General features: G+C 65.7%; 21 protein-coding genes. 16 read left to right on the forward strand and 5 right to left on the reverse strand.

Annotated features, from left to right (window positions below):
• The coding region (locus A5714_RS06615) for a DUF1707 domain-containing protein (protein WP_068283999.1) at positions 1-881 on the reverse strand (881 nt) is incomplete at its 3' end.
• A 123-nt stretch (positions 882-1004) separates the two neighbouring features.
• Between A5714_RS06615 and A5714_RS06620 the strand changes: the two genes are divergently transcribed.
• From A5714_RS06620 to dnaB, 9 genes are all read left to right on the forward strand, one after another.
• Positions 1005-1439, forward strand: a complete 435-nt coding sequence (locus A5714_RS06620) for a DUF5318 family protein (RefSeq protein ID WP_197502854.1) — start codon at positions 1005-1007, stop codon at positions 1437-1439.
• Positions 1432-3993 (forward strand): transglycosylase domain-containing protein, encoded by a 2562-nt coding sequence (locus tag A5714_RS06625; RefSeq protein ID WP_369829425.1) that lies wholly within the window; start codon positions 1432-1434, stop codon positions 3991-3993. Before A5714_RS06620 ends, A5714_RS06625 begins: the two co-directional genes overlap by 8 nt.
• Positions 3990-5657 carry a glycosyltransferase family 87 protein gene (locus tag A5714_RS06630; protein ID WP_068284004.1) on the forward strand — a complete coding sequence of 556 codons (1668 nt, stop codon included), beginning with the start codon at positions 3990-3992 and terminating at the stop codon, positions 5655-5657. Before A5714_RS06625 ends, A5714_RS06630 begins: the two co-directional genes overlap by 4 nt.
• 140 nt (positions 5658-5797) lie before the next feature.
• Entirely contained in the window at positions 5798-6757 is a 960-nt protein-coding gene (locus A5714_RS27420; RefSeq protein WP_068284026.1) for a LysR family transcriptional regulator, read from the forward strand.
• Between the two features lie 124 nt (positions 6758-6881).
• Positions 6882-7172 carry a 30S ribosomal protein S6 gene (rpsF, locus tag A5714_RS06640; RefSeq protein WP_068070741.1) on the forward strand — a complete coding sequence of 97 codons (291 nt, stop codon included), beginning with the start codon at positions 6882-6884 and terminating at the stop codon, positions 7170-7172.
• A 105-nt stretch (positions 7173-7277) separates the two neighbouring features.
• Positions 7278-7796 carry a single-stranded DNA-binding protein gene (locus A5714_RS06645; RefSeq protein ID WP_068070740.1) on the forward strand — a complete coding sequence of 173 codons (519 nt, stop codon included), beginning with the start codon at positions 7278-7280 and terminating at the stop codon, positions 7794-7796.
• A gap of 43 nt (positions 7797-7839) precedes the next feature.
• Positions 7840-8094 (forward strand): 30S ribosomal protein S18, encoded by a 255-nt coding sequence (rpsR, locus tag A5714_RS06650; RefSeq protein WP_068070739.1) that lies wholly within the window; start codon positions 7840-7842, stop codon positions 8092-8094.
• 28 nt (positions 8095-8122) lie between these two features.
• Positions 8123-8581, forward strand: a complete 459-nt coding sequence (rplI, locus tag A5714_RS06655) for a 50S ribosomal protein L9 (protein WP_068284006.1) — start codon at positions 8123-8125, stop codon at positions 8579-8581.
• 530 nt (positions 8582-9111) lie between these two features.
• Positions 9112-10482: a replicative DNA helicase gene (gene dnaB, locus A5714_RS06660; RefSeq protein ID WP_068070737.1), complete on the forward strand. Its 1371-nt coding sequence runs from the start codon at positions 9112-9114 to the stop codon at positions 10480-10482.
• Positions 10483-10661: 179 nt separating this feature from the next.
• On the opposite strand, the gene A5714_RS25175 is transcribed toward dnaB, so the two are convergent.
• The gene (locus A5714_RS25175; protein ID WP_082959600.1) at positions 10662-11429 is read right to left on the reverse strand and encodes a trans-aconitate 2-methyltransferase; all 768 of its coding nucleotides are present in this window, start codon (positions 11427-11429) and stop codon (positions 10662-10664) included.
• Between the two features lie 259 nt (positions 11430-11688).
• Between A5714_RS25175 and A5714_RS06665 the strand changes: the two genes are divergently transcribed.
• Positions 11689-12831, forward strand: coding sequence for an NAD(P)/FAD-dependent oxidoreductase (locus A5714_RS06665; protein WP_068284009.1), 1143 nt, complete (start codon positions 11689-11691; stop codon positions 12829-12831).
• Positions 12832-12965: 134 nt separating this feature from the next.
• Here A5714_RS06665 and A5714_RS06670 read toward each other — a convergent pair whose 3' ends face one another.
• The gene (locus A5714_RS06670; RefSeq protein ID WP_068284012.1) at positions 12966-13805 is read right to left on the reverse strand and encodes a helix-turn-helix transcriptional regulator; all 840 of its coding nucleotides are present in this window, start codon (positions 13803-13805) and stop codon (positions 12966-12968) included.
• A 157-nt stretch (positions 13806-13962) separates the two neighbouring features.
• Here A5714_RS06670 and A5714_RS06675 point away from each other — a divergent pair, with 157 nt between their 5' ends.
• The 5 genes from A5714_RS06675 (at position 13963) to A5714_RS06695 (ending at position 18580) form a co-directional block, all read left to right on the forward strand.
• Positions 13963-14361 (forward strand): PPOX class F420-dependent oxidoreductase, encoded by a 399-nt coding sequence (locus A5714_RS06675; protein ID WP_068284014.1) that lies wholly within the window; start codon positions 13963-13965, stop codon positions 14359-14361.
• Positions 14362-14426: 65 nt separating this feature from the next.
• Positions 14427-15335: an SDR family oxidoreductase gene (locus tag A5714_RS06680; RefSeq protein WP_197513586.1), complete on the forward strand. Its 909-nt coding sequence runs from the start codon at positions 14427-14429 to the stop codon at positions 15333-15335.
• Between the two features lie 89 nt (positions 15336-15424).
• Positions 15425-15832, forward strand: coding sequence for a YciI family protein (locus A5714_RS06685; protein WP_197513587.1), 408 nt, complete (start codon positions 15425-15427; stop codon positions 15830-15832).
• Between the two features lie 583 nt (positions 15833-16415).
• The gene (locus A5714_RS06690) at positions 16416-16940 is read left to right on the forward strand and encodes a glyoxalase superfamily protein (RefSeq protein ID WP_068284017.1); all 525 of its coding nucleotides are present in this window, start codon (positions 16416-16418) and stop codon (positions 16938-16940) included.
• A 326-nt stretch (positions 16941-17266) separates the two neighbouring features.
• Positions 17267-18580, forward strand: coding sequence for an IS256 family transposase (locus A5714_RS06695; RefSeq protein WP_024455803.1), 1314 nt, complete (start codon positions 17267-17269; stop codon positions 18578-18580).
• A 288-nt stretch (positions 18581-18868) separates the two neighbouring features.
• On the opposite strand, the gene A5714_RS06700 is transcribed toward A5714_RS06695, so the two are convergent.
• Positions 18869-19303: a DUF4383 domain-containing protein gene (locus A5714_RS06700; protein WP_068284037.1), complete on the reverse strand. Its 435-nt coding sequence runs from the start codon at positions 19301-19303 to the stop codon at positions 18869-18871.
• 369 nt (positions 19304-19672) lie between these two features.
• Positions 19673-20188, reverse strand: a complete 516-nt coding sequence (locus A5714_RS06705) for a DUF417 family protein (protein WP_068284020.1) — start codon at positions 20186-20188, stop codon at positions 19673-19675.
• A gap of 444 nt (positions 20189-20632) precedes the next feature.
• Here A5714_RS06705 and A5714_RS06710 point away from each other — a divergent pair, with 444 nt between their 5' ends.
• Positions 20633-21361 carry a response regulator transcription factor gene (locus tag A5714_RS06710; protein ID WP_068284023.1) on the forward strand — a complete coding sequence of 243 codons (729 nt, stop codon included), beginning with the start codon at positions 20633-20635 and terminating at the stop codon, positions 21359-21361.
• Positions 21362-21599: the final 238 nt, after the last annotated feature.

The raw sequence follows: 21599 nt of genomic DNA on the forward strand, positions 1-21599 counted from the left end.
TAGACAACCATCAAGCAGCTCAATCTGCCGTCACCTGCGAAGACGATGTAGCCGCCACCGTAGTCGCTGGAGACATACAGCGACAGCGACAGCGCGCCCGGGGTGGTGGGGTCCTTGGCGGGTTCGACGATCAGGTAGGTGGTCGTCACGTCGGCCGGCTTGATGTGCAGCGTCTGGGGTGCGCCGCGCATGATGCCCACGGCCTTCGCCACGTCGAACTTGCTCAGATCCGCCGGCACCGGTCCGTCGGCGCCGTTCCTAGCCGAGCTCGTCGGATCGCCCCAACCGCCGCGGTAGGTGTAGGTCAGGATGCGCCGGTCGTCCGAGGGGTCCGGCCGGTCCAGGACCGCGTACGTCGGATAGATCACCAACCGGTAGCCGACGGTGTCGCCGAACCGGTTGCGCGCCTGCTCCAACAACCCGGTCAGGCCGCCGACCGAATGCAGCTGGGTCGGCGGGGTGAGGACGACGGCGCCGACGCCGTCGGGTTTGGCCCCGGGATCCGCCGGCGCGCTGGTGAAGCTCAGCGGCGACGGCGTGTTGCCGTACAGGCCCCACCCGATCCCGACGCCCAGCAGCACCGAGACGACGAACGCCGCGGCCAGCACTGCCCAGCTGTTGCGCTCCGGGAGCCGGGGCGCCGCGACGGCGGGCGGCGTCAGTGCAGTCTGGGTTTGCAGGTCGCTCACCAGCGACTGGAGGTCGCCCAGGGTCACCGCCTTGGTCGCGGCGCCAACCCGTTCGCGGTGCTCCTCGGCGGACAGCTCGCCGTCATTGAGGGCGTTGTCCAGGGCGGCGCACGTCTCCTGCCGGTCGCTGTCCTTGGCGCGCGTCGCCGCCGTTTTCCCGGCCGTGGGCGGCGCGCCGAGCCGTTTGGGCACGGGGTTGATCGTAGAAGGCCCGCGCCCGCTCGGGTGCGGAAAGCCCGCGGGGTTTTCCGTCCGCCGACCCACAACGGTTTGGTTGCGTATCGGTGCTTGGGATGGCGACGTACTCTGGTGGGCGTGCGACTGCAGCGACAAGTGGTGGACTACGCGCTTCGGCGGCGCTCACTGCTGGCCGAGGTGTACTCGGGCCGCACCGGCGTGACCGAGGTGTGTGACGCGAACCCGTATCTGCTGCGCGCCGCCAAGTTTCACGGCAAACCCAGCAAGGTGATGTGCCCGATTTGCCGCAAAGAGCAGCTGACGCTGGTGTCCTGGGTCTTCGGGGAGCACCTCGGCGCGGTGTCGGGGTCGGCCCGCACGGCCGAAGAGCTGGTCATGCTGGCGACCCGTTTCGAGGAGTTCGCGGTCCACGTGGTCGAGGTGTGCCGCACCTGCAGTTGGAATCACCTGGTGAAGTCCTACGTCCTGGGCGCGGCGCGCACCGCACCTCCGCCACGGGGCAGCCGCGGCACCCGAACGGCGCGCAACGGCGCCCGCACGGCCAGTGAATAACGAGGGACGCCACAGCCAGTCGTCCGGTGACGAGCGTGCGCCTGTGGCTGGGCGAGTGGGCAACGAGGACAGCGGCGACCGCCCCGGGGTTGGCGCCGAGGCGCCGCCGGTGCTTGGCCGCCGTCGGCAGGCGCCGCCCGACGACCGCCAAACCACGGTCTTGCCGGCGGTAGTCGACGACCGGTCGCCGCGGGGCCGCCCCGACGCCGGCGGGCCCGCGCCGAGCGGGCCGCCGCCGATGCCCCCGCGCCGTGACACCCTCGAGGAGGTCAAGGCCGCTCTCGACAGTCGTGGGGCCAAGCCCCCGCGACCCGACGGCCCCGGCCTCGGCGGTGGCCCGCCGGCCGGCCCGCCCCCACCCGGCGGTGGTGGGCCCGGCGGACCGAGCGGTCCAGCGCCCAGGCCGTGGAACGACTGGAGTTGGACGCAGCGCATCAATTGGCTGTGGGTCCGGCGGGGCGCCTACCTGTGCGCGGCCGTGCTAGTGCTGTTGCCGATCGTCACCTTCGGCATGGCCTATTTCATCGTCGACATCCCCAAGCCGGGCGACCTGCGCACCAACCAGGTGTCGACGATCTTGGCCAGCGACGGCTCGGAGATCGCGACGATCATTCCCCCGGAAGGCAACCGAGTCGACGTCAACCTCAACCAGGTGCCGGTACCGGTACGCCAGGCCGTCATCGCGGCCGAGGACCGCAACTTCTATTCCAACCCGGGCTTCGACTTCAGCGGCTTCGCCCGCGCGGTGGACAACAACCTGTTCGGCTCCGGCGACCTGCAAGGCGGGTCGACGATCACCCAGCAGTACGTGAAGAACGCGCTGGTCGGTTCCGCGCAGCACGGGCTCAGCGGCCTGATGCGCAAGGCGAAGGAATTGGTCATCGCGACCAAGATGTCGGGGGAGTGGTCGAAAGACCAGGTGCTGCAGTCCTACCTGAACATCATCTACTTCGGCCGCGGCGCCTACGGCGTCTCGGCGGCCGCCAAGGCGTACTTCGACAAGCCCGTCGAGCAGCTCACCGTCGCGGAGGGGGCGCTGCTGGCGGCGTTGATCCGGCGGCCGTCCACGCTGGACCCGGCCGTCGACCCCAAGGGCGCGGTGGCGCGCTGGAACTGGGTGCTGGACGGCATGGTGGAGACCAAGGCGCTCTCGCCGAGTGAGCGGGCCGCACAGGTGTTTCCGCAGACCGTGGCGCCCGACCAGGCGCGCGCGCAGAACCAGACGACGGGGCCCAACGGGTTGATCGAGCGTCAGGTCACCAAAGAGTTGATGGAGCTGTTCAACATCGACGAGCAGACTCTCAACACCCAGGGTCTGCAGGTCACCACCACGATCGACCCCAAGGCGCAGCAGGCGGCCGAGAAAGCGGTCTCGAAGTATCTGGACGGCCAGGATCCCGACATGCGCGCGGCGGTCGTCTCGATCGATCCCCACAACGGCGCGATACGCGCCTATTACGGGGGCGCGGACGCCAACGGCTTCGACTTCGCGCAGGCCGGGCTGCAGACCGGGTCCTCGTTCAAGGTGTTCTGCCTCGTCGCCGCGCTCGAGCAAGGCATCGGACTGGGTTACCAGGTCGACAGCTCGCCGCTGACGGTCGACGGCATCAAGATCACCAATGTTGACGGGGAGAACTGCGGCACCTGCAACATCGCCCAGGCGCTCAAGCAGTCCCTGAACACGTCGTACTACCGGTTGATGCTCAAGCTCAAGGGCGGCCCGCAGGCCGTCGCGGACGCCGCGCACCAGGCCGGCGTCGCGACGAGCTTCCCGGGTGTGGATCACACCCTGTCCGAGGACGGGAAGGGCGGACCGCCCAACAACGGCGTCGTGTTGGGCCAGTATCAGACGCGGGTGCTCGACATGGCCTCCGCCTATGCGACCCTCGCTGACTCCGGCGACTACCACCGCCCGCACCTGGTGCAAAAGGTGGTCAACTCCGAGGGGCAGGTCCTGTTCGACGCGGGTAACGCGGACAACAAGACCGACCAGCGGATCCCGAAGGCCGTCGCGGACAACGTGACCGCGGCCATGGAACCCATCGCCAGTTATTCGCGCGGCCACGCGCTCGCCGGCGGCAGGAAGTCGGCGGCCAAGACCGGCACCACCCAGTTCGGGGACACCACCTCGAACAAGGACGCCTGGATGGTGGGCTACACGCCGTCGCTGTCGACGGCCGTCTGGGTGGGCACCGTGAAGGGGGACCAGCCGCTGGTCACGGCGTCGGGTGGGCCGGTGTACGGCTCGGGATTGCCGTCGGACATCTGGAAAGCCACCATGGACGGTGCGCTGAAGGGCACCCCGAACGAGTCGTTCCCCAAACCGACCGAGATCGGCGGTTACGCGGGTGTTCCGGCGGCGCCGCCGCCCCCGCCGCCCCCCTCGGAAACCGTCATTCAGCCGACCATCGAAGTGGCCCCGGGGATCACCATCCCGGTCGGTCCGCCCACGACGATCACCGCGCCGCCGCCGGCGCCCGGCGGTGGGCCGCCGGGCGGTTTCGAACCGGGCGTTCCGCCGGGCGGCCCGCAAGCCCCGCCCCCGGGACAGTGACCGAGGCCCCGCCGCGCAGCGCCCCCATCTCACCGGTGCGACTGGCCGCCGATCTGCGCAGCGTCGGCAATCGCGACTGCCCGAGCCGCACTGACTCGTTGGGGGCCGCCCTGGCCGAGGCGGTGGGGGGTCCGGTGGGGCGGCACGCGCTGATCGGGCGTTCCCGGGTGATGACGCCGGTGCGGGTGATGTTCCTCATCGCGCTGGTGTTCCTGGCGCTGGGTTGGTCGACGAAGGCCGCCTGCCTGCAAAGCACCGGCAGTGGCACCGGCGATCAGCGGGTGGCCAACTGGGACAACCAGCGCGCGTATTACGAGCTGTGCTACTCCGACACGGTGCCGCTCTACGGCGCGGAGCTGTTGAGTCAGGGCAAGTTCCCCTACAAGTCGAGCTGGATGGAGACCGACGCGGCCGGCGTCCAGCAGATCCGCTACGACGGCCGGCCCGCGGTCCGGTACATGGAGTATCCGGTGCTGACCGGCATGTATCAGTACGTGTCGATGGCGCTGGCCAAGACCTACACCGCGGTGAGCAAGGTCGCCCCGCTGCCCGTGGTGGCCGAGGTGGTGATGTTCTTCGACGTGGCGGCCTTCGGGCTCGCGCTGGCGTGGCTGGCCACCGTGTGGGCTACGGCCGGATTGGCCGGGCGCAGGGTGTGGGACGCCGCGCTGGTTGCTGCCTCGCCGGTGGTGATCTTTCAGATCTTCACCAACTTCGACGCCCTCGCGACGGCGTTCGCGATGGCCGGGCTGCTTGCCTGGGCGCGACGCAAACCGGTGTCGGCGGGCGTGCTGATCGGGTTGGGCGCCGCGGCCAAGCTGTACCCGCTGCTCTTCTTGGGGCCCATGCTGGTCCTCGGCATCCGGACCGGGCGCCTGCGCGCGCTCGGCCGCACCGCGGCGGCGTCCGCCGTGACGTGGCTCGCCGTCAATCTGCCTGTGCTGGTGCTGTTCCCGCGGGGGTGGTCGGAGTTCTTCCGGCTCAACACCCGGCGCGGCGACGACATGGACTCGCTCTACAATGTCGTCAAGTCGTTCACGGGCTGGCGCGGGTTCGATCCGAAGCTCGGATTCTGGGAGCCGCCCACGGTGCTCAACGTGGTGGTTGCGGTGTCCTTCGTGGCCTGTTGCGCGGCCATCGCGTTCGTCGCGCTGACGGCGCCGCGGCGGCCCCGGGTGGCGCAGCTGGTGTTCCTGGTGGTGGCGGCGTTCCTGCTCACCAACAAGGTGTGGAGTCCGCAGTTCTCGTTGTGGCTGGTGCCGTTGGCCGTTCTGGCCGTCCCGCATCGGCGAGTCTTGTTGGCCTGGATGACGATTGACGCGCTGGTTTGGGTGCCCCGCATGTACTACCTGTACGGCAACCCGAACCGTTCGCTACCGGAGCAGTTCTTCACCACCACCGTGCTGGCCCGTGATGTCGCGGTGATGGCATTGTGCGCGTTGGTGATTAGGCAGATTTACCGCCCGGACGAGGATCTGGTGCGGTGGGGCGGTCGCGTGGACGATCCGGCTGGGGGCCCCTTCGACCGGGCGCCGGACGACCCGCCGCGGTGGTTGCCGGACCGGTTGCGGCCGGCGGCCTTGCGCCGCTCGGCGACCGCCGAGCGCACCGCGGACAGCGCAGAAGTCGCCGCGTCGGTGGCGTCGGTTTCGCCTGACCGGTAGCTCGATCGCGGGTGCTGCGCCGCGCGCGGGATGCCGTGCGCATTTCCGGTAGTCCCTCCGGGGCAACGTTTTTATCGTCAAAGGCACGGTGATCGCCTCGTCGAGGATTCACACCGACGTAGAGCAGATGGGTGCAGTGCTTGGCCAACGAACGTCAGAGCGTCAACTTGCGCCGGCTGGGCTACTTCGTCGCGGTGGCGGAGGAACTCAGTTACGCGCGCGCGGCTCGGCGCTTGCGAATAGCGGGACCGTCACTGTCCCAACAGATCAAGCTCCTGGAGGGCGAGCTCAAAGCGCAACTGTTTGAGCGCAACCGGCATTCGGTCACCCTCACGCCCATCGGCTCCGCGCTGCTGCCGCAAGCGCGCGCGCTGCTCACCCACGCCGACGAATTGAGCAGGCGCGTCCGCGATTTGGGATGCACGCAGACCATTCGCCTCGGCCTGGTCGACCGCTGCCGCCCAGAGTGGATCGAGCGGTTGTCGCGGGTGGCCTCGATCAACGTCGACAGCTGGGTGATGCCGTCGCACGCCCAAGCCGCCCGGGTGGCCGCCGGCAATCTCGATCTGGCGATCTGTCACGTCGACAGGGCCGATCTGCAAGCGCTCGGCCTGGCCGCCCACCTGGTCGAGGTTGATCCGCTCTACGCGATTGGCGCCGCATCGGACATCGCTCCGACGCGGGCGTCGAGCACCGCGGTGTTGGTCGATGCCGACACCAGCAGTTGGAAGTCGTGGAATTCGTTCGCCGAGGAGTTCGCCCGCGCCACCGAGGCGACGATCGTGAACATCGAGGACGGCGGCCTGACGGGCCGGGCGTTCCTGCATCACGCGCGGCGGGCGCGCCGGCCAACCCTGAAGGCACCGAAGGGCGCGTTCGACTCGCTACCCAAGGACATGGTCAAGTCGAGGATCGTCGACCCGGTTCCGATATGGACCTGGTCCCTGGTGCGTCGGCGCGCCGACGAACGGCCCGCGGTGCGCGCCGCCGTCGAGGCGCTGTCGCGGGGCGTCATGGCGCCGGAGACGCGGTCCGGAAGGTATTGGCTGCCTGCAGGCGACCCCCATACCCAGGTGGTGGCGGTGGCAGCCACCTCATAGCCGCTCGGCTGGATTTCTCCGGTCGGCCCGCTGTCCGGTAGCCTGGTGCGGTTGCCGACGCAGGCGACCCTCCTGCCGCGGATCGACCGCGGCCGTCAAGACCAGAGGAGGTGGTGAGGTTTCCATGCGTCCATACGAAATCATGGTCATTCTTGACCCCACGCTCGACGAGCGCACCGTTGCTCCGTCCCTGGAGACGTTTCTCAACGTCGTCCGCAAGGACGGCGGGAGCGTCGACAAGGTCGACATCTGGGGCCGCCGCCGGTTGGCCTACGAGATCGCCAAGCACGCCGAGGGCATCTACGTGGTCATCGACCTGAAGGCGGAGCCGGCGACGGTGTCCGAGCTGGACCGCCAGCTCAGCCTCAACGAGTCGGTCCTGCGCACCAAGGTGATGCGCACCGACAAGCACTAACAGCCGTGGCCGCGCCGTGGACCCGCCGTGGGGTGCAGCTGCGTAGGCTCGGCGAGGCTACGCTCATGCCATTCACCGTCGGAGACGCGGACCCAGGAGGAACTTGTGGCTGGTGACACCACTATCACCGTGATCGGAAACCTGACCGCCGACCCCGAACTGCGGTTCACCCCGTCGGGGGCCGCGGTCGCGAACTTCACGGTGGCGTCGACGCCGCGCATCTACGACCGCCAAAGCGGCGAGTGGAAAGACGGCGAGGCGCTCTTCCTGCGGTGCAACATCTGGCGCGAGGCCGCCGAAAACGTGGCGGAGAGCCTGACGCGGGGGTCGCGGGTGATCGTCACCGGCCGGCTCAAGCAGCGTTCGTTCGAGACCCGCGAAGGTGAGAAGCGCACCGTCGTCGAGGTCGAGGTCGACGAGATCGGGCCTTCGCTGCGCTACGCGACGGCCAAGGTCAACAAGGCCAGCCGCAGCGGCGGCGGTGGCGGTGGTGGCGGCGGCTTCGGCGGCGGCGGCGGTTCCCGCCAGTCGGCCCCGGCGAGCAGCGCCCCGGCCGATGACCCGTGGGGCAGCGCGCCCGCCTCGGGATCTTTCGGCGGCGGCGACGACGAACCCCCGTTCTGACCCGAACACACTTCACAGACAGTAAGAGGAAAGAAAGACAGACATGGCCAAGTCCAACAAGCGGCGTCCGGCTCCGGAGAAGCCGGTCAAGGCACGCAAATGCGTCTTCTGCGCGAAGAAGGGGCAGAACATCGACTATAAGGACACCGCGCTGCTGCGCACCTACATCAGTGAGCGCGGCAAGATCAGGGCGCGTCGCGTCACCGGTAACTGCGTGCAGCACCAGCGCGACGTCGCCATCGCGGTGAAGAACGCCCGCGAGGTGGCGCTCCTGCCCTTCACCTCCTCGGCGCGGTAGCCCCGACGCCCAACCGAAAGACGAAACGATGAAGCTGATTCTCACGGCTGACGTGGACCACCTCGGTACCGTCGGCGAAACGGTTGAGGTCAAAGACGGCTACGGCCGCAACTTCCTGCTCCCTCGCGGCCTGGCGATCGTGGCCTCGCGAGGCGCGCAGAAGCAGGCCGACGAGATCCGCCGGTCCCGCGACACCAAGGCGGTCCGCGACCTCGAGCACGCCAACGAACTCAAGACGGCCATCCAGGCGCTGGGTCCCGTCCAGCTGCCGGTGCGGACCGCGGCCGACTCGGGGAAGCTGTTCGGTTCCGTCACCGCCGGTGACATCGTGGCCGCCATCAAAAATTCCGGCGGCCCGAACCTCGACAAGCGGATCGTGCGGCTGCCCAAGTCGCACATCAAGGCCGTCGGCACCCATCCGGTCGCCGTGCACCTGCACCCCGACGTCGACGTGGAGGTCGCGCTCGAGGTTGTCGCCGCGAGCTAAGGCACCGACATTTGCTCGTATCCGGCGGCGGCCAGCCTTGGCCGCCGCCGGACTTCGTTGTGCTGCGTAAGCGTGCCCGTCGCGCTCCGACGCCGATCGCGGACGGCCGCCCTGGCGAACTATTTCTGGGGTGTATTCCCGGAGGTCCCGTTACCCGGGCGTAACGCTGGGAAAACGTCGACGCAAGCCAACACGCCCGGCGCGGTAACCTGCGGCGACACGCCGAGGAGATTCTTGTCCACACGATTTTCCTGGCGTTATATGGCCCGTATCTGCAGCTATGTCCCGGTCGCTCAATTCGTTCCACAGGTTCTCCACAACCCGCTCAACACCGGTGTCGACGGTAATGCACACGTGATGCACAAGTTCATGAACAGCGCCCCCTTCACCTCCTAGCCAGCAACGTCTAACGTCGTCCCGGCGCCGGGCTTGCGGGTGCTTTCAGGACACAGTGTCGGCGCAGTGTTTTACGCTGAAGAATAGGCCTATCGAATGTATGTTCGGATGCGTATCGGGGGAGAAGGGGCGCCATGGCGGTCGTCGATGATCTGACGTCGGAGTCGTCGCCACCCAGCGAGGACTTCGGCCGTCAGCCGCCGCAGGACCTGGCGGCGGAGCAGGCGGTGCTGGGCGGCATGCTGCTGAGTAAAGACGCGATCGCCGACGTGCTGGAGCGGCTGCGGCCGAGCGATTTCTACCGGCCAGCCCATCAGAACGTGTACGACGCCATTCTGGACCTCTATGGGCGGGGGGAGCCGGCCGACGCGGTCACCGTCGCCGCCGAACTCGACCGCCGCAACCTGTTGCGCCGCATCGGCGGCGCCCCGTATCTGCACACGCTGATTTCGACGGTGCCCACGGCCGCCAACGCGGGGTACTACGCGACCATCGTCGCCGAGAAGGCCCTCCTGCGCCGGCTCGTCGAGGCCGGCACCCGCGTTGTGCAGTACGGCTACGCGGGCGCCGAGGGCGCCGACGTGGCCGAGGTGGTGGATCGCGCGCAGGCGGAGATCTACGAGGTCGCCGAGCGGCGGACCTCGGAGGACTTCGTCCCGCTCGAGGACCTGTTGCAGCCGACCATGGACGAGATCGACGCCATCGCCTCCAACGGCGGCGTCGCGCGCGGCGTGCCGACCGGTTTCACCGAGCTCGACGAGGTCACCAACGGCCTGCACGGCGGGCAGATGATCATCGTGGCCGCCAGGCCCGGTGTCGGGAAATCGACACTGGGATTGGATTTCTTGCGGTCCTGCTCGATCAAGCACCGCTTGGCCAGCGTCATCTTCTCGCTGGAGATGAGCAAGTCCGAGATCGTCATGCGGCTGCTGTCGGCGGAGGCGAAGATCAAGCTTGCCGACATGCGCTCGGGTCGCATGAGCGACGAGGACTGGACCCGGTTGGCGCGGCGAATGAGCGAAATCAGCGAGGCGCCGCTGTACATCGACGATTCCCCCAATCTGACGATGATGGAGATCCGCGCGAAGGCGCGCCGGCTGAAACAGAAGGCCGACCTGCGCCTGGTCGTGGTCGACTATCTGCAGCTGATGTCCTCGGGCAAGAAGGTCGAGTCGCGGCAGCTCGAGGTGTCTGAGTTCTCCCGCCACCTCAAGCTGTTGGCCAAGGAACTCGAGGTCCCGGTGGTGGCGATCAGCCAGCTCAATCGCGGTCCCGAGCAGCGCACGGACAAGAAGCCGATGCTGTCCGACCTGCGCGAGTCGGGATCGTTGGAACAGGACGCCGACATGGTGATCCTGTTGAACCGACCCGACGCCTTCGAGCGCGACGACCCGCGCGGGGGAGAGGCGGATTTCATTCTCGCCAAACACCGTAACGGCCCCACCAAGACGGTCACCGTGGCGCACCAGCTGCACCTGTCGCGCTTCACCAACATGGCTCGGTGATACGAGTCTTTGCGCCCGGTAGAGCCTCGTCCGGAGTGCGCCGTGGCTTCGACCGGGGAAGCGGGATGTGTGCGAAAGGCAATGTGAGACAAGATATGAGACGCTGCGACCCGGTATAAGGCCCCGGGGGAGTGGCGAACAAAGGGGTGTCTCGTTTCTTTAAAACGAGAGACCCCTTTTCATTCCGTCGCGCCGCTACCCCTAGGGCTTGCCCGTGGGGACGCGATGATGAGCCAGGATGTGTAGTGCTCGACGACTTCTCCGCCGAGTGAGCGAGCGCCGGCGGTCGCTTCGTCGACTTCTTCAGGTGACCAGTCGCTGAATGTACTGAAGAGGCCATGAATCTGATCTGCGTTTAGGGCGGTGCTCCACCGGTAGGCGCAGATGTCGTCAATGACGAAAAATCCGGTCGATCTCAGCTTGTACGCGGTCGCGTCGACATCTTCGGGTTTGCCAGTGCGCTCGGGTGTCGGTCGACGTGCCACGATCTTCTGGATAACGGCCCGAAATGGGCTTACAGCCACGGAAGGATCACCAAAGACACTGCGCCACACTAATAGACGTCCACCTGGCTTGAGCCAACGATCGATCTTTGGTGCGAGCACATCGAGGTTCATCCAGTGAAAAGACGTCGCGGCAACGACGAGATCGAACACTGACTCACCGAAATCGACGTCCTCAGCTCGTGAAGTCAACAGTTGAGCGTCGGGGTGGGCTGCGGCAAGAGCGGAAGCGAGCTGGCGACCCGGTTCGACCGCGACGACCTCCATGCCTTCGGCCAGTAACGGGCCGGTGGCTTCGCCGGTTCCGGCACCTAGGTCGAGCGCGCGGCGACCATGCCCCACCAAACCGGTGTCCTGTACCCGCTGCCAGAGATCAGCGGGATACGGCGGCCTGAATTTCCGATAGAGATCGGACCGATCGTTGAAATGCATTGGGTCGGACACCTAGCCAGAGTAAGTAGCCTGGCCGCGCTCGCCCTCGATCGCGCGCCAAATAAGACCTTCTCAGGCAGATCGGCGAGACAGGATGTGATCGACCTCGTTTCTCTAGATATCAGACGGCGCAAGCTTGCGCGACGGTATGAGAAGGTGGCGGAATACGAGCGGCGCGTTGCGGGTGCGGGGGCGGATGCGCTGATGTGGCCCGAACACGCTTGCCGCCGGACCGAGTTCGTTCCGATCATCGTCTGACAGGAATACCGTCATGGTCCCCAGGATCTCCATCATCGGTGCCGGCCTTGGCGGCCTAACACTTGCGCGTGTCTTACACGTCGCGGGCGTTCGTGCCACGGTCTATGAAGGTGAAGCCTCGCCGAGTGTTCGAACGCAAGGTGGCCAGCTAGATCTGCACGAACATACTGGTCAGCGTGCGCTGGACATCGCGGGGCTCACTGAGCAGTACCGCGGCATCATCCATCGCGGCGGCGGTGCTCGGCGGGTCTATGACACCCGCGGCAATGTACTGGTCGAGGTTCCTGACGACGGGTCGATGACGCGTCCTGAGGCGCTACGCGGTGACATTCGCCGCATCCTCCTCGAATCATTGCCCGACGATGCTGTGCAATGGGGCCGAAAGCTCCTGTCAGCGAACCCCATAGACGGCGCTGGGCGGCATGAACTCGTGTTCTCCGACGGCTCACGTACGCTCACCGATGTTCTTATCGGCGCTGACGGGGCGTGGTCCGCTGTGCGCCCCCTGCTGTCCAAGGAACAGCCCGTCTATGCGGGGCTGAGCTACATCGACACCTACATTTTCAACGCAGATCGGGAGCATCCAGAGGTCGTCGAGACCGTCGGAGACGGCGCGCTCTACTGCGTTATGCCTGGCAAAGCACTACTGGCGCATCGCGAGGTCGGCAATGTGGTCCACACATACGTGATCTTGCGCCGCCCCGTGGACTGGTTTGACCAGATTGACTTCACGGAGCCGATCACCGCCCGCTCTCGAATCGCCGCTGAGTTCGACGGCTGGTCCCCAAGGCTGACAGCGCTGATCCTGCAAGGCGACGGATCGCCCGTTCTGCGCAAGATCCATCAACTTCCCGACCGCCACCGTTGGAACCGCACCCCCGGCGTGACCCTTCTTGGCGATGCCGCGCACCTCACCGTCCCCGGAGGCGACGGTGCGAACCTTGCCATGCTCGACGGTGCCGAACTCGGCGAAGCCCTTGCCACGCACCTGCAACAGCCCGAAGTGGCGCTAAAGAAGTATGAAGAGATCGCATTTCCGCGCAACGAGGCAGCAGCCATCGCCGCGCACCAGACAATGGAGACGATCTTTGGCACCGGCGCACCGGAGGGGGTGATCAAACTCTTCAAGGAAGTATTAGCCCGGCAGCGAACATAACTTCGGCACAAGACAACCGGCCGGCTTCGATCATCATCAGCCGTTGAAGGCGAGTCCGCGCTCCTTCGCTGGTCTCACGCGAGGCAGGATGTGAGCCCATCGCTTCGCCACAAATGAGACGCCGAGCGAGACGTTTAGCTGTGTTGGAGCATCCGTCGCACCTTGGCGTCGTCCTCGGTGTCGGGCGACGCGGTCAGGATGACGATTTTGTGCTCGGCGTCGCCGGTGGTGAGGATGTCGCAGTCGACCGAGATCTCGCCGGCTGTGGGGTGATCGATGATCTTGTGATCCTCGACGTGTACGCCCACGATGCCCGATTCCCAAAGAGCGGCGAAGCGTGGATTGCCCGCGGTGAGTTGTCGGATGAGGGTGGTCAATCGCGCGCTGTGGGGGAAGCGTCCAGTGGCGCGCCGCAGATCGGACACAACGGCGATCTCGAGTGCTTCACGACCGGGCGTGCTCGCGGACCGGCACAGGCCTGGTCGGCTGTCACCGGTGGGAAAGGTGTCGCGGGCGAAATTGCGCAATGCCGGCGGAGTCTCGGCCGGATCACCGACCAACGATGACCAGCTGCGGTTCCACCAGATCATCTGCCAGTCGGCGGCGAACACGGCGACGGCCACGTCGCCGAGTCGGCTCAGCACGCGCTTTACCCCGTGGGGGATCTCGTCGGATACTTCCTCGGGCCCCGGCGGGATGAGGTGCGCCAGCCGGTAGAGGTGGTCCCGTTCGGCTTCGTTGAGCTGCAACGCCCGCCCCAACGCGGCAACCACCGCTGGTGATGGGTGCTCGGCGCGCCCCTGTTCGAGCCGGACGAGGTAATCCACGGAGATGCCGGTCAGGCTGGCCAGTTCCTCGCGGCGCAGGCCCAATGCTCGGCGGGCACCGTCAGGACTTAGTCCCACTGCGGTGGGATCGAGACGATCGCGCCAGGCGCGCACGGTAGCGCCGAGACCCGAATCGTTGCGCATCATCCCGCCATTGTGACGGGGAGCCACCCCAACAGGGTGGTACTGCCGTTCCTACGGTCGATCCGGTCTCTGGTCAACGGCCTCGGTGGGAGGCAACGTTCCCTTCCGACGACAGCGTCACCGACGATCACGACTCACCAAAGGTCAGATAAGCACCGCCATGACATTCACCCCCGAAGAGGTCACCTACATCAACTCTCAACACCTCGCGCGCATTGCCACCGTCTCCGGTGATGGGCAACCTGACGTTTCCGCTGTGGTGTTCGACTTCGACGGCTTCACATTCAGCATCGGTGGCTTTAACCCGACCAACACCCGCCGGGCGCGCAACGTGCGCGACGGCAATGACAAGGCCGCCTTGATTATCGACGATCTCAAGACCATTCAGCCGTGGACGCCACGGTTTATCCGCATCTACGGCACCGCCGAACTCGTCGACCGTGATGGTCAGCAGATCCTCCAGATCACGCCCACGACGTCGTGGAGCATGAACCTGACTGGCGACTGGTCCCCCGGCGGCACCGCTGATCACCCCACCACCCGCAAAACGGAGCACTAGGCAACCGCCGACCGCCCACGCCTCGGGTGCCCTCACAACATCTCCGATGAAAGGTAGATCGTCAGGTGAACAACGGAATTGCCCGTCCATCCGGACCGGTACTGGTCGTCGGCGCCACCGGACGGTTGGGCGGTCACGTGGTCACCAATCTTCTGGCACGCGGCAAGGAAGTGCGCGCCCTGGTTCGCCCCGGCAAGGACGTCACGAACCTGCAGCGGCGCGGCGTGCAGATCGCTCGCGGTGACATGCTTAATCCCGCCTCGTTACGCGCCGCCATGGCCGACGTCGGCGCCGTGGTATCCACCGCTGCAGGATTTCCGCAAAGCGGCCGCAGCGCCCGGCGCATCGATGGCGAAGGCAACACCAACCTCGTCGACGCCGCCCGTGAGGTCGGAGTGCCGAAGTTCGTGCTCACCAGCATCCTGTCGTGCGACCGCACCCCCGGGGTCCCCCACTTCTGGGCCAAGAAACTCGCTGAAGACCGATTGGAGGAGTCGGGTGTCCCGTTCGTGGCGCTACGACCGGGTGCCCTCGTCGACAGCGTGATGACCAACGGCGGCAACGCTTTTGAGTCCGGTCGCATCCTGTGGCTGGGTAAGACTCATGTGCCGCTGACCTTCGTGCTGACCACCGACCTGGCGATCTACCTCGCCGAAGCTGTGGACGCCGACACCGCCGACGCCGAGCGCGTCGACATTGGCTGGGATCGACCCGTTGACATCACAGAAATTGCGACGCTCCTCAGCAACGCCATGACGAGGTCGATGCGCGTCATGGCCATTCCGTCACCCATCACCCGCATCGCCGGCCGACTGCTGGGCCCGCTCTCACCGACCATCGAGGACATGGCGGCAATGTTCGCGTGGATGGATACCGGCAACTATGTGGCCGATACGACCCGCCAACACGACCTGTTCGGCGAACCGCCTACCGCCGAAGACGCCATCGAACGTTTGGCCAGCGACAGCAGATAGTTCCCGCCGACCAACACCAATCGGGCCACATGCGCCTGAAACCGACAACGGTCACATCAGACGGCCTACCGAATCCCACCCAAGTCAGGATGAACACGATGGCACCGGACTCAATACCCGATTCGAAATCCCCAGGGCAAGAGCATTCCTCGCCCCCGACCCAGGACTACTGGGTGGCGGTATGCACCCCCGAGGACACCGCCAGCGACGACGACATTGCCGAGATTCTGCCCACCCACCTGCAATGGGTTCGGTCGGTGGAGGACAGTAATCAGCTCTTCCTGGCCGGGCCTCTGCTCAGCGGCCCCGGAGTACGGCGAGGCTCGGGAATCATGATCTTCCGCGCCAGCGACGAATCCGCGGCCCTCGACATCGCCAACCAAGACCCCTTCACGACATCCGGGCTCCGCACCTTCGTGCTCTATCACTGGCAACCCAATGAAGGCAGCCTCTCTCTTCACCTCACGCTGAGCGACCGCCGCTACGAGTGGCGCTGACAACCCACGACATAGCGACGTCCCAGGAAGACGTGTGGATAGGTCGATAGGTTGCGCTCGTGTCGATCGTCGAAGTGCGCGCACATATCGACGAGATGGACATTCCGGCGGTATCGAAAGCGGTTGCACCACAACGCAACACGTAATGCGGCACGGCTTGGTCGTTGCTCCTCGTGTTCGTTCTGTCCAAATCTCCCAAGGTTGCGAGGCAGGAGAGCTGCGCGTTAAGGGACAACAGGCGCCTGGGATTTGCAGGGGAATGCCTGTGGGTTGCGGAGAGCTGAGTTGGCTCGCCAAGTGGGGTCGGCGCAGAGGGTGGGTTTTCGTGCCAGCACTGCGATGGCCGGCAAAGCGAACATCAACAAGCCACGAGTACAGACCGCTGGGCTTGAAACCCCTACTCACAGCCCGTACCGTCAGCACACGGGTTCGATGTGACCCGCCGCCCGCGCCGAGACAAGTTCGGTGAGGTGAACACATCGCGATCGGTCACCACCGCACTCATCTACCAGCAACGGTGCCTCGACAGCTCAGCAACGCGGGCACTGAATTGCACACCCGCACCCGAAACGTAGGTGAAGTGATGGATCTGACCCTTGACGACGCCAAACGCGCCGCCCGCGTGCTGCGCGACCAACTGCCCGACAGCGATCTCACCCATTCCAGAGCGCTGGAGATCGTGGCCCAACAGCTCGGTTTCCGAGATTGGAACACCGCCGCGGCGCGGCTTCCATCCCGGCGGGGCATGAGCGCACCAGTGCCTGTGCTCCGTAGCCTCGACGAGGCCCGCGCCCGCGAGTTCTACATCGACTATCTGCACTTCAACGTCGAATGGGAACACCGCTTCGACTTCGCACAATCAATCCTCTACATGCGGTTACGCCGCGACCGGTTCGTCCTTGACCTGTCCGAACACCACGGCGACGGCACCCCCGGCTCAACCGTGTGGGTACCGGTCAGCGATATCACCGCACTGCACAAAGAACTCCACGCCACCGGATACGAGCGGATCAACCCCGGCATCGACGTCGACTCGCCCGGTGGGCCCACCATGGAAGTCATCGATCCGTTCTCCAACACGATCCGCTTCTGCCAAACCACCGCGTAGATCCGCGAGTCGTGGCGCTGAAATCGGCGGGGTAGCTGAGGAACCTCGACCGCCCCGCCAAAGGCGCCGGCGGTCCCGCCCCGATGAGTCGGGACCGACTGACAGGTCTTTCCTTGGAGCGCAGACCGAAGGGGTTTGTGTTCGATGTCGATCGAGCAGTCTTCTTCCTGTGACCGACTTGGAGAGGAGTCGAGCAATGATCAATACCTGTGGATAAGGCCCGAGGAGGCGGCCTGAAAGTGGGCGCACCTTCCCGAGGATGATCATCACGGAATCAGGTATTCGATCAAGACCGGCGTTGGCGCGCTGGTTGGGAAGGTACGCCCATGCTCACCGTAGTTCACGATGCCGAGGAGGCCAACGGCGGCGAGGCCGGCCGGTCGTTGTTGGACGAGATCGTCCGCGACGGAGCCCGGCAGATGTTGGCCGCTGCACTGCAGGCCGAGGTCGCCGCGTACGTAGCCGCATTCGCTGATCAGCTCGACGAGAACGGTCACCGACTGGTGGTCCGCAACGGCTATCACCAGCCGCGTGAGGTGTTGACCGCGGCCGGTGCCGTGCAGGTGAAGGCGCCGCGGGTCAACGATCGCCGTGTCGACCCCGATTCTGGCGAGCGGCAGCGGTTTTCCTCGGCGATCCTGCCGGCCTGGGCACGCAAGTCTCCGCAGATGAGTGAGGTGCTGCCGCTGCTGTATCTGCACGGCCTATCGACCAGCGACTTCGGGCCCGCACTCGAGCAGTTCCTCGGCTCGGGTGCCGGGTTGTCGGCCACCACGATCACCCGTCTGACCGCGCAGTGGCAAGACGAAGCCCGTACGTTCGCTGCCCGGGACCTGTCCGGCAGCGACTACGTCTACCTGTGGGTCGACGGCATTCACCTCAAGGTCCGCCTGGACCAGGAGAAGCTGTGCCTGCTGGTGATGCTCGGCGTGCGCGCTGACGGCCGCAAAGAGCTCGTGGCGATCACCGACGGCTATCGGGAGTCATGCGAGTCGTGGGCGGATCTGCTGCGCGACTGCAAACGCCGCGGCATGACCGCCCCAGTGCTGGCCGTCGGCGATGGCGCGCTCGGGTTCTGGAAGGCGGTGCGGGAGGTATTCCCGTCGACCAAGGAGCAGCGCTGCTGGTTCCACAAGCAGGCCAACGTCCTGGCCGGGCTGCCGAAGTCAGCGCATCCGGCCGCGCTGGCGGCCATCAAGGACATCTACAACGCCGAAGACATCGACAAAGCTCAGGTCGCGGTCAAGGCCTTCGCGGTTGCCTTCGGCGCGAAGTACCCGAAAGTGGTCGCCAAGATTGTCGACGACCTCGATGTCCTGCTGGAGTTCTACCACTACCCCGCCGAGCACTGGATCCATCTGCGTACCACGAATCCGATCGAAAGTACCTTCGCCACAGTGCGTTTGAGAACGAAGGTCACCAAGGGTCCGGGATCGCGGGCCGCTGGATTGGCCATGGCCTACAAGCTGATCGACGCCGCCCAAGCCCGCTGGCGGGCCGTCAACGCCCCACATCTGGTCGCCCTCGTCCGCGCCGGAGCGGTCTTCCACAAAGGCAAACTGCTCGAACGACCCACCGACATCACCCCACCGACACCACCGTCAGACGGCGATCAGCACACCGAAACGGAGGTCGCCTGAAACACCCCGATCCACAGGTATTGACAATTGCTCAGAGGAGTCGCCGCTGGTATACAAATCGCCATTTGGGCGCGCGATAACAATCCTATGCCGAATGTCGTTGAGTGGAGGTGGTCCCGGGTGGATGGGTACAGGTCTTCGTGGACGAGCAACGTGCTGGCTCAACGTCGCGCCGTACGTTCACCACATGCTAGCCAAAGCCCTTCGGCGCGGACTTAGTCACTAATTTCACTGTGCGCACGCGGGCGGCGAGGTCGTCGCCAAGGCGGTTTGCGGCAAGTCGCGTGTCTACGGCGTCCTGCGTAGGTCGGCGAGCGAGTCTCTCAGCCCCCCGTCGAGGCGGATTTGCACGGCGGCCACTACAAGCATTATGGCCGCAGTCACGAGGTGCACTACTCCGTCGGTGACGTTGTGCGGGAACGTGAACACGTAGGCGACCCGATGAGAGAAGAACGCCCAAATGCCGGGTATCGCACCGGATATCGCGGCAAGAATCAGATAGAGCACCGCCCACGACTTTCGCAGCGAGAACACCAGGCCCGGAAGGAATAGTGCAAGGCCTGCGACGGCGTGCCATCCGTTGTAGTCCATGCCGAGCAGTTGGACAGTCTGCGCGTCGGCACCGGTCGCGAAGCTTGGTTCGATGATGAGGCCGATCACCGCCTGGATGACATGAAACGAACAGATGATCAGTAACCCGAGTTGAGCGACACTCCATTTCACGATGCACCTCCTTGTGCCGGGGAGTTGGAAGCAGATACTACGCTCGGTAGTAGCTAGGCTCAAGGACGCGACGATCACCGCCTCGTGGTCGGTCACCCCGGCGGCGCGCCGGTGAATCATTACGCCTCGAAGCCGCCGACGAACTTGAGCGCAACCGCTTAGTTCGGCGCAGGAGGGCGCCGGCTGACCGTCGGCTTAATGAACTCGAACTCACCGCCCGCGGTAGGCGCGCGGTCGACGAGATCAAGGTCGCCGCCGACCACACCACCGGTGCGCTACCTGCGCGACTCCCGATATGACGTCCAGGTGGTCACCACGTCGGCGCGGCGCCGGCTGGCGGCGAACAACTCCTTCACCTCCTGCAGCTCGCTACGAGGCCACCGGCGCGGGCGGGCGGGCGAGCGTGTGTGTCTTCATCTGACCCAGGGAGTCACCGAGAGTCCAAATCGCTACACCGAGCAGCACCAGGTCTTTGAGCAGGAATTGCCCGGGTTGCGCCGAAAGGACCGGTACGCCGGCGGCATGGGTCATCACGACGCCGGGGGTGGTGAACAGAAAGCTGATCGTGCCCAAAAACAGGACTACGGCCAAAGCGCTCCCGGCGGCAGATGCGCTGGGCCAGACCGGGCGCAGCGCAATGAGTAGCGCCGCAAGGATTTCCATCGTTCCCAGTCCGCGCGCGACGGTAGTGATGCTGAATACGTCATAGATCCAACTCATTAGGGGGCTGTGCTCGATGAGGACACGAGCCTCCATCTTGACGAATTTGCCGAACCCGATCCAGGCCAACACGACGACCAAGCCGTACCGGCTGACCAGGTTTCCTACCCGTTGCACGCTGACAGCCGATTTTTCTATGTGGGTGGCGACGGAGGTGACGATCATGGGCTGGGCCTTCCTTGAGGGACACGGTGATTTCTGACGGTGCACGATGCCTGACCGGAGGTCATGGGCGAAGGGCGATTGGGGCGTGCTGCGGTGTGGCCTGGTCATCTGGTCGTCTGTCGGTGGCATCGCCCATGAGCTGAACGCCGCAAGTTCGTATCCTCGTTGCGCCTTCAAGGTATTCGGCGATCGTTTGCTGATGATTCGATGAAGAAGTGTTCGCCCGCCAAAACCCGACCGTCAAAACTCATGACCTCCTGACAGCTGGTGTCCGAGGTCAAGCCCGACTTCGGGTGTTGGGCGGTTATCGGCTCTGCCCGTGGATGCGCGGTGATGCCACCCCGCGGGGTAACGGCGGACCTCGATGTCTGAAGTTTCACTGAAGATCGTCGGCGAAGCGGTGCCGACATAGCCGCCGGGCGCAGGGAGGTGCACGATCAAGGAATGAGTGGTGACACAGCAACGCAGGATTTGCGCGCGCTGGTGGTCGACGACGAAGTGCCGTTGTGTGAACTAGTGGCCAGCTATCTCAGGCGCGAAGCGTTCGAGGTGTTCGCCGCTCATGACGGACGGCACGCTTTGCACATGGCCAAGGACGTGGACCCGCACGTGGTCATCCTCGACATCGGACTTCCGGGCCTGGACGGACTGGAGCTGTGCCGGCAGTTGCGGACGTTCTCCGATGCCTACGTCGTCATGTTGACCGCCCGGGACGCCGACGTGGACACCATCATCGGGCTCTCGGTCGGCGCCGACGACTATGTGACGAAGCCGTTCAGCCCTCGCGAGTTGATCGCGCGGGTGCGCGCGATGCTGCGCCGACCCCGCCGAAGCCCCGCGCCCGACGTGAACCACACCCAGCCGGCCGCGCCGCCCAGGCGGTTCGGCGCGCTCAGCATTGACGTCGATAGCCGCGAGGTGCACCTCGATCAGACACCGATCCTATTGACCCGCACGGAGTTTGACGTGCTGGCGACCCTCTCGGCGCGTCCACGCACCGTGCTCACTCGCCGACAGATACTTGACGCGGTGTGGGGTGAGACTTGGGTGGGCAACGACAACCTCCTCGACGTACACGTGGGGCATCTGCGGCGCAAGCTCGGCGACGACCCTGGCCACCCCCGATACGTGATGACCGTGCGCGGCGTCGGCTACCGCATGGGCGTGGGCTGATGTTCAGCCGGCTGCTTCGGAATGCGCCGGGGCCACGAGCCCACAGCCGCCACGGCATCGGCATGCAGCTGCTGGTGTCGAACTTCACCGTCGTCCTCGTGGGCGTCGCCACCACCAGCGTCGTGGCAGCTATCGTCGGCCCACCGATGATCCGACGGACAGCGCTGTCGCCTCGCGGAACGCGTGCTCGTACGGATGGTTGCCGTGCAGGCCCGGAACGACCGCCTGGTCCATGAGC

The organism is Mycobacterium sp. E2462 (assembly GCF_001672685.1).
GTDB lineage: Bacteria > Actinomycetota > Actinomycetes > Mycobacteriales > Mycobacteriaceae > Mycobacterium.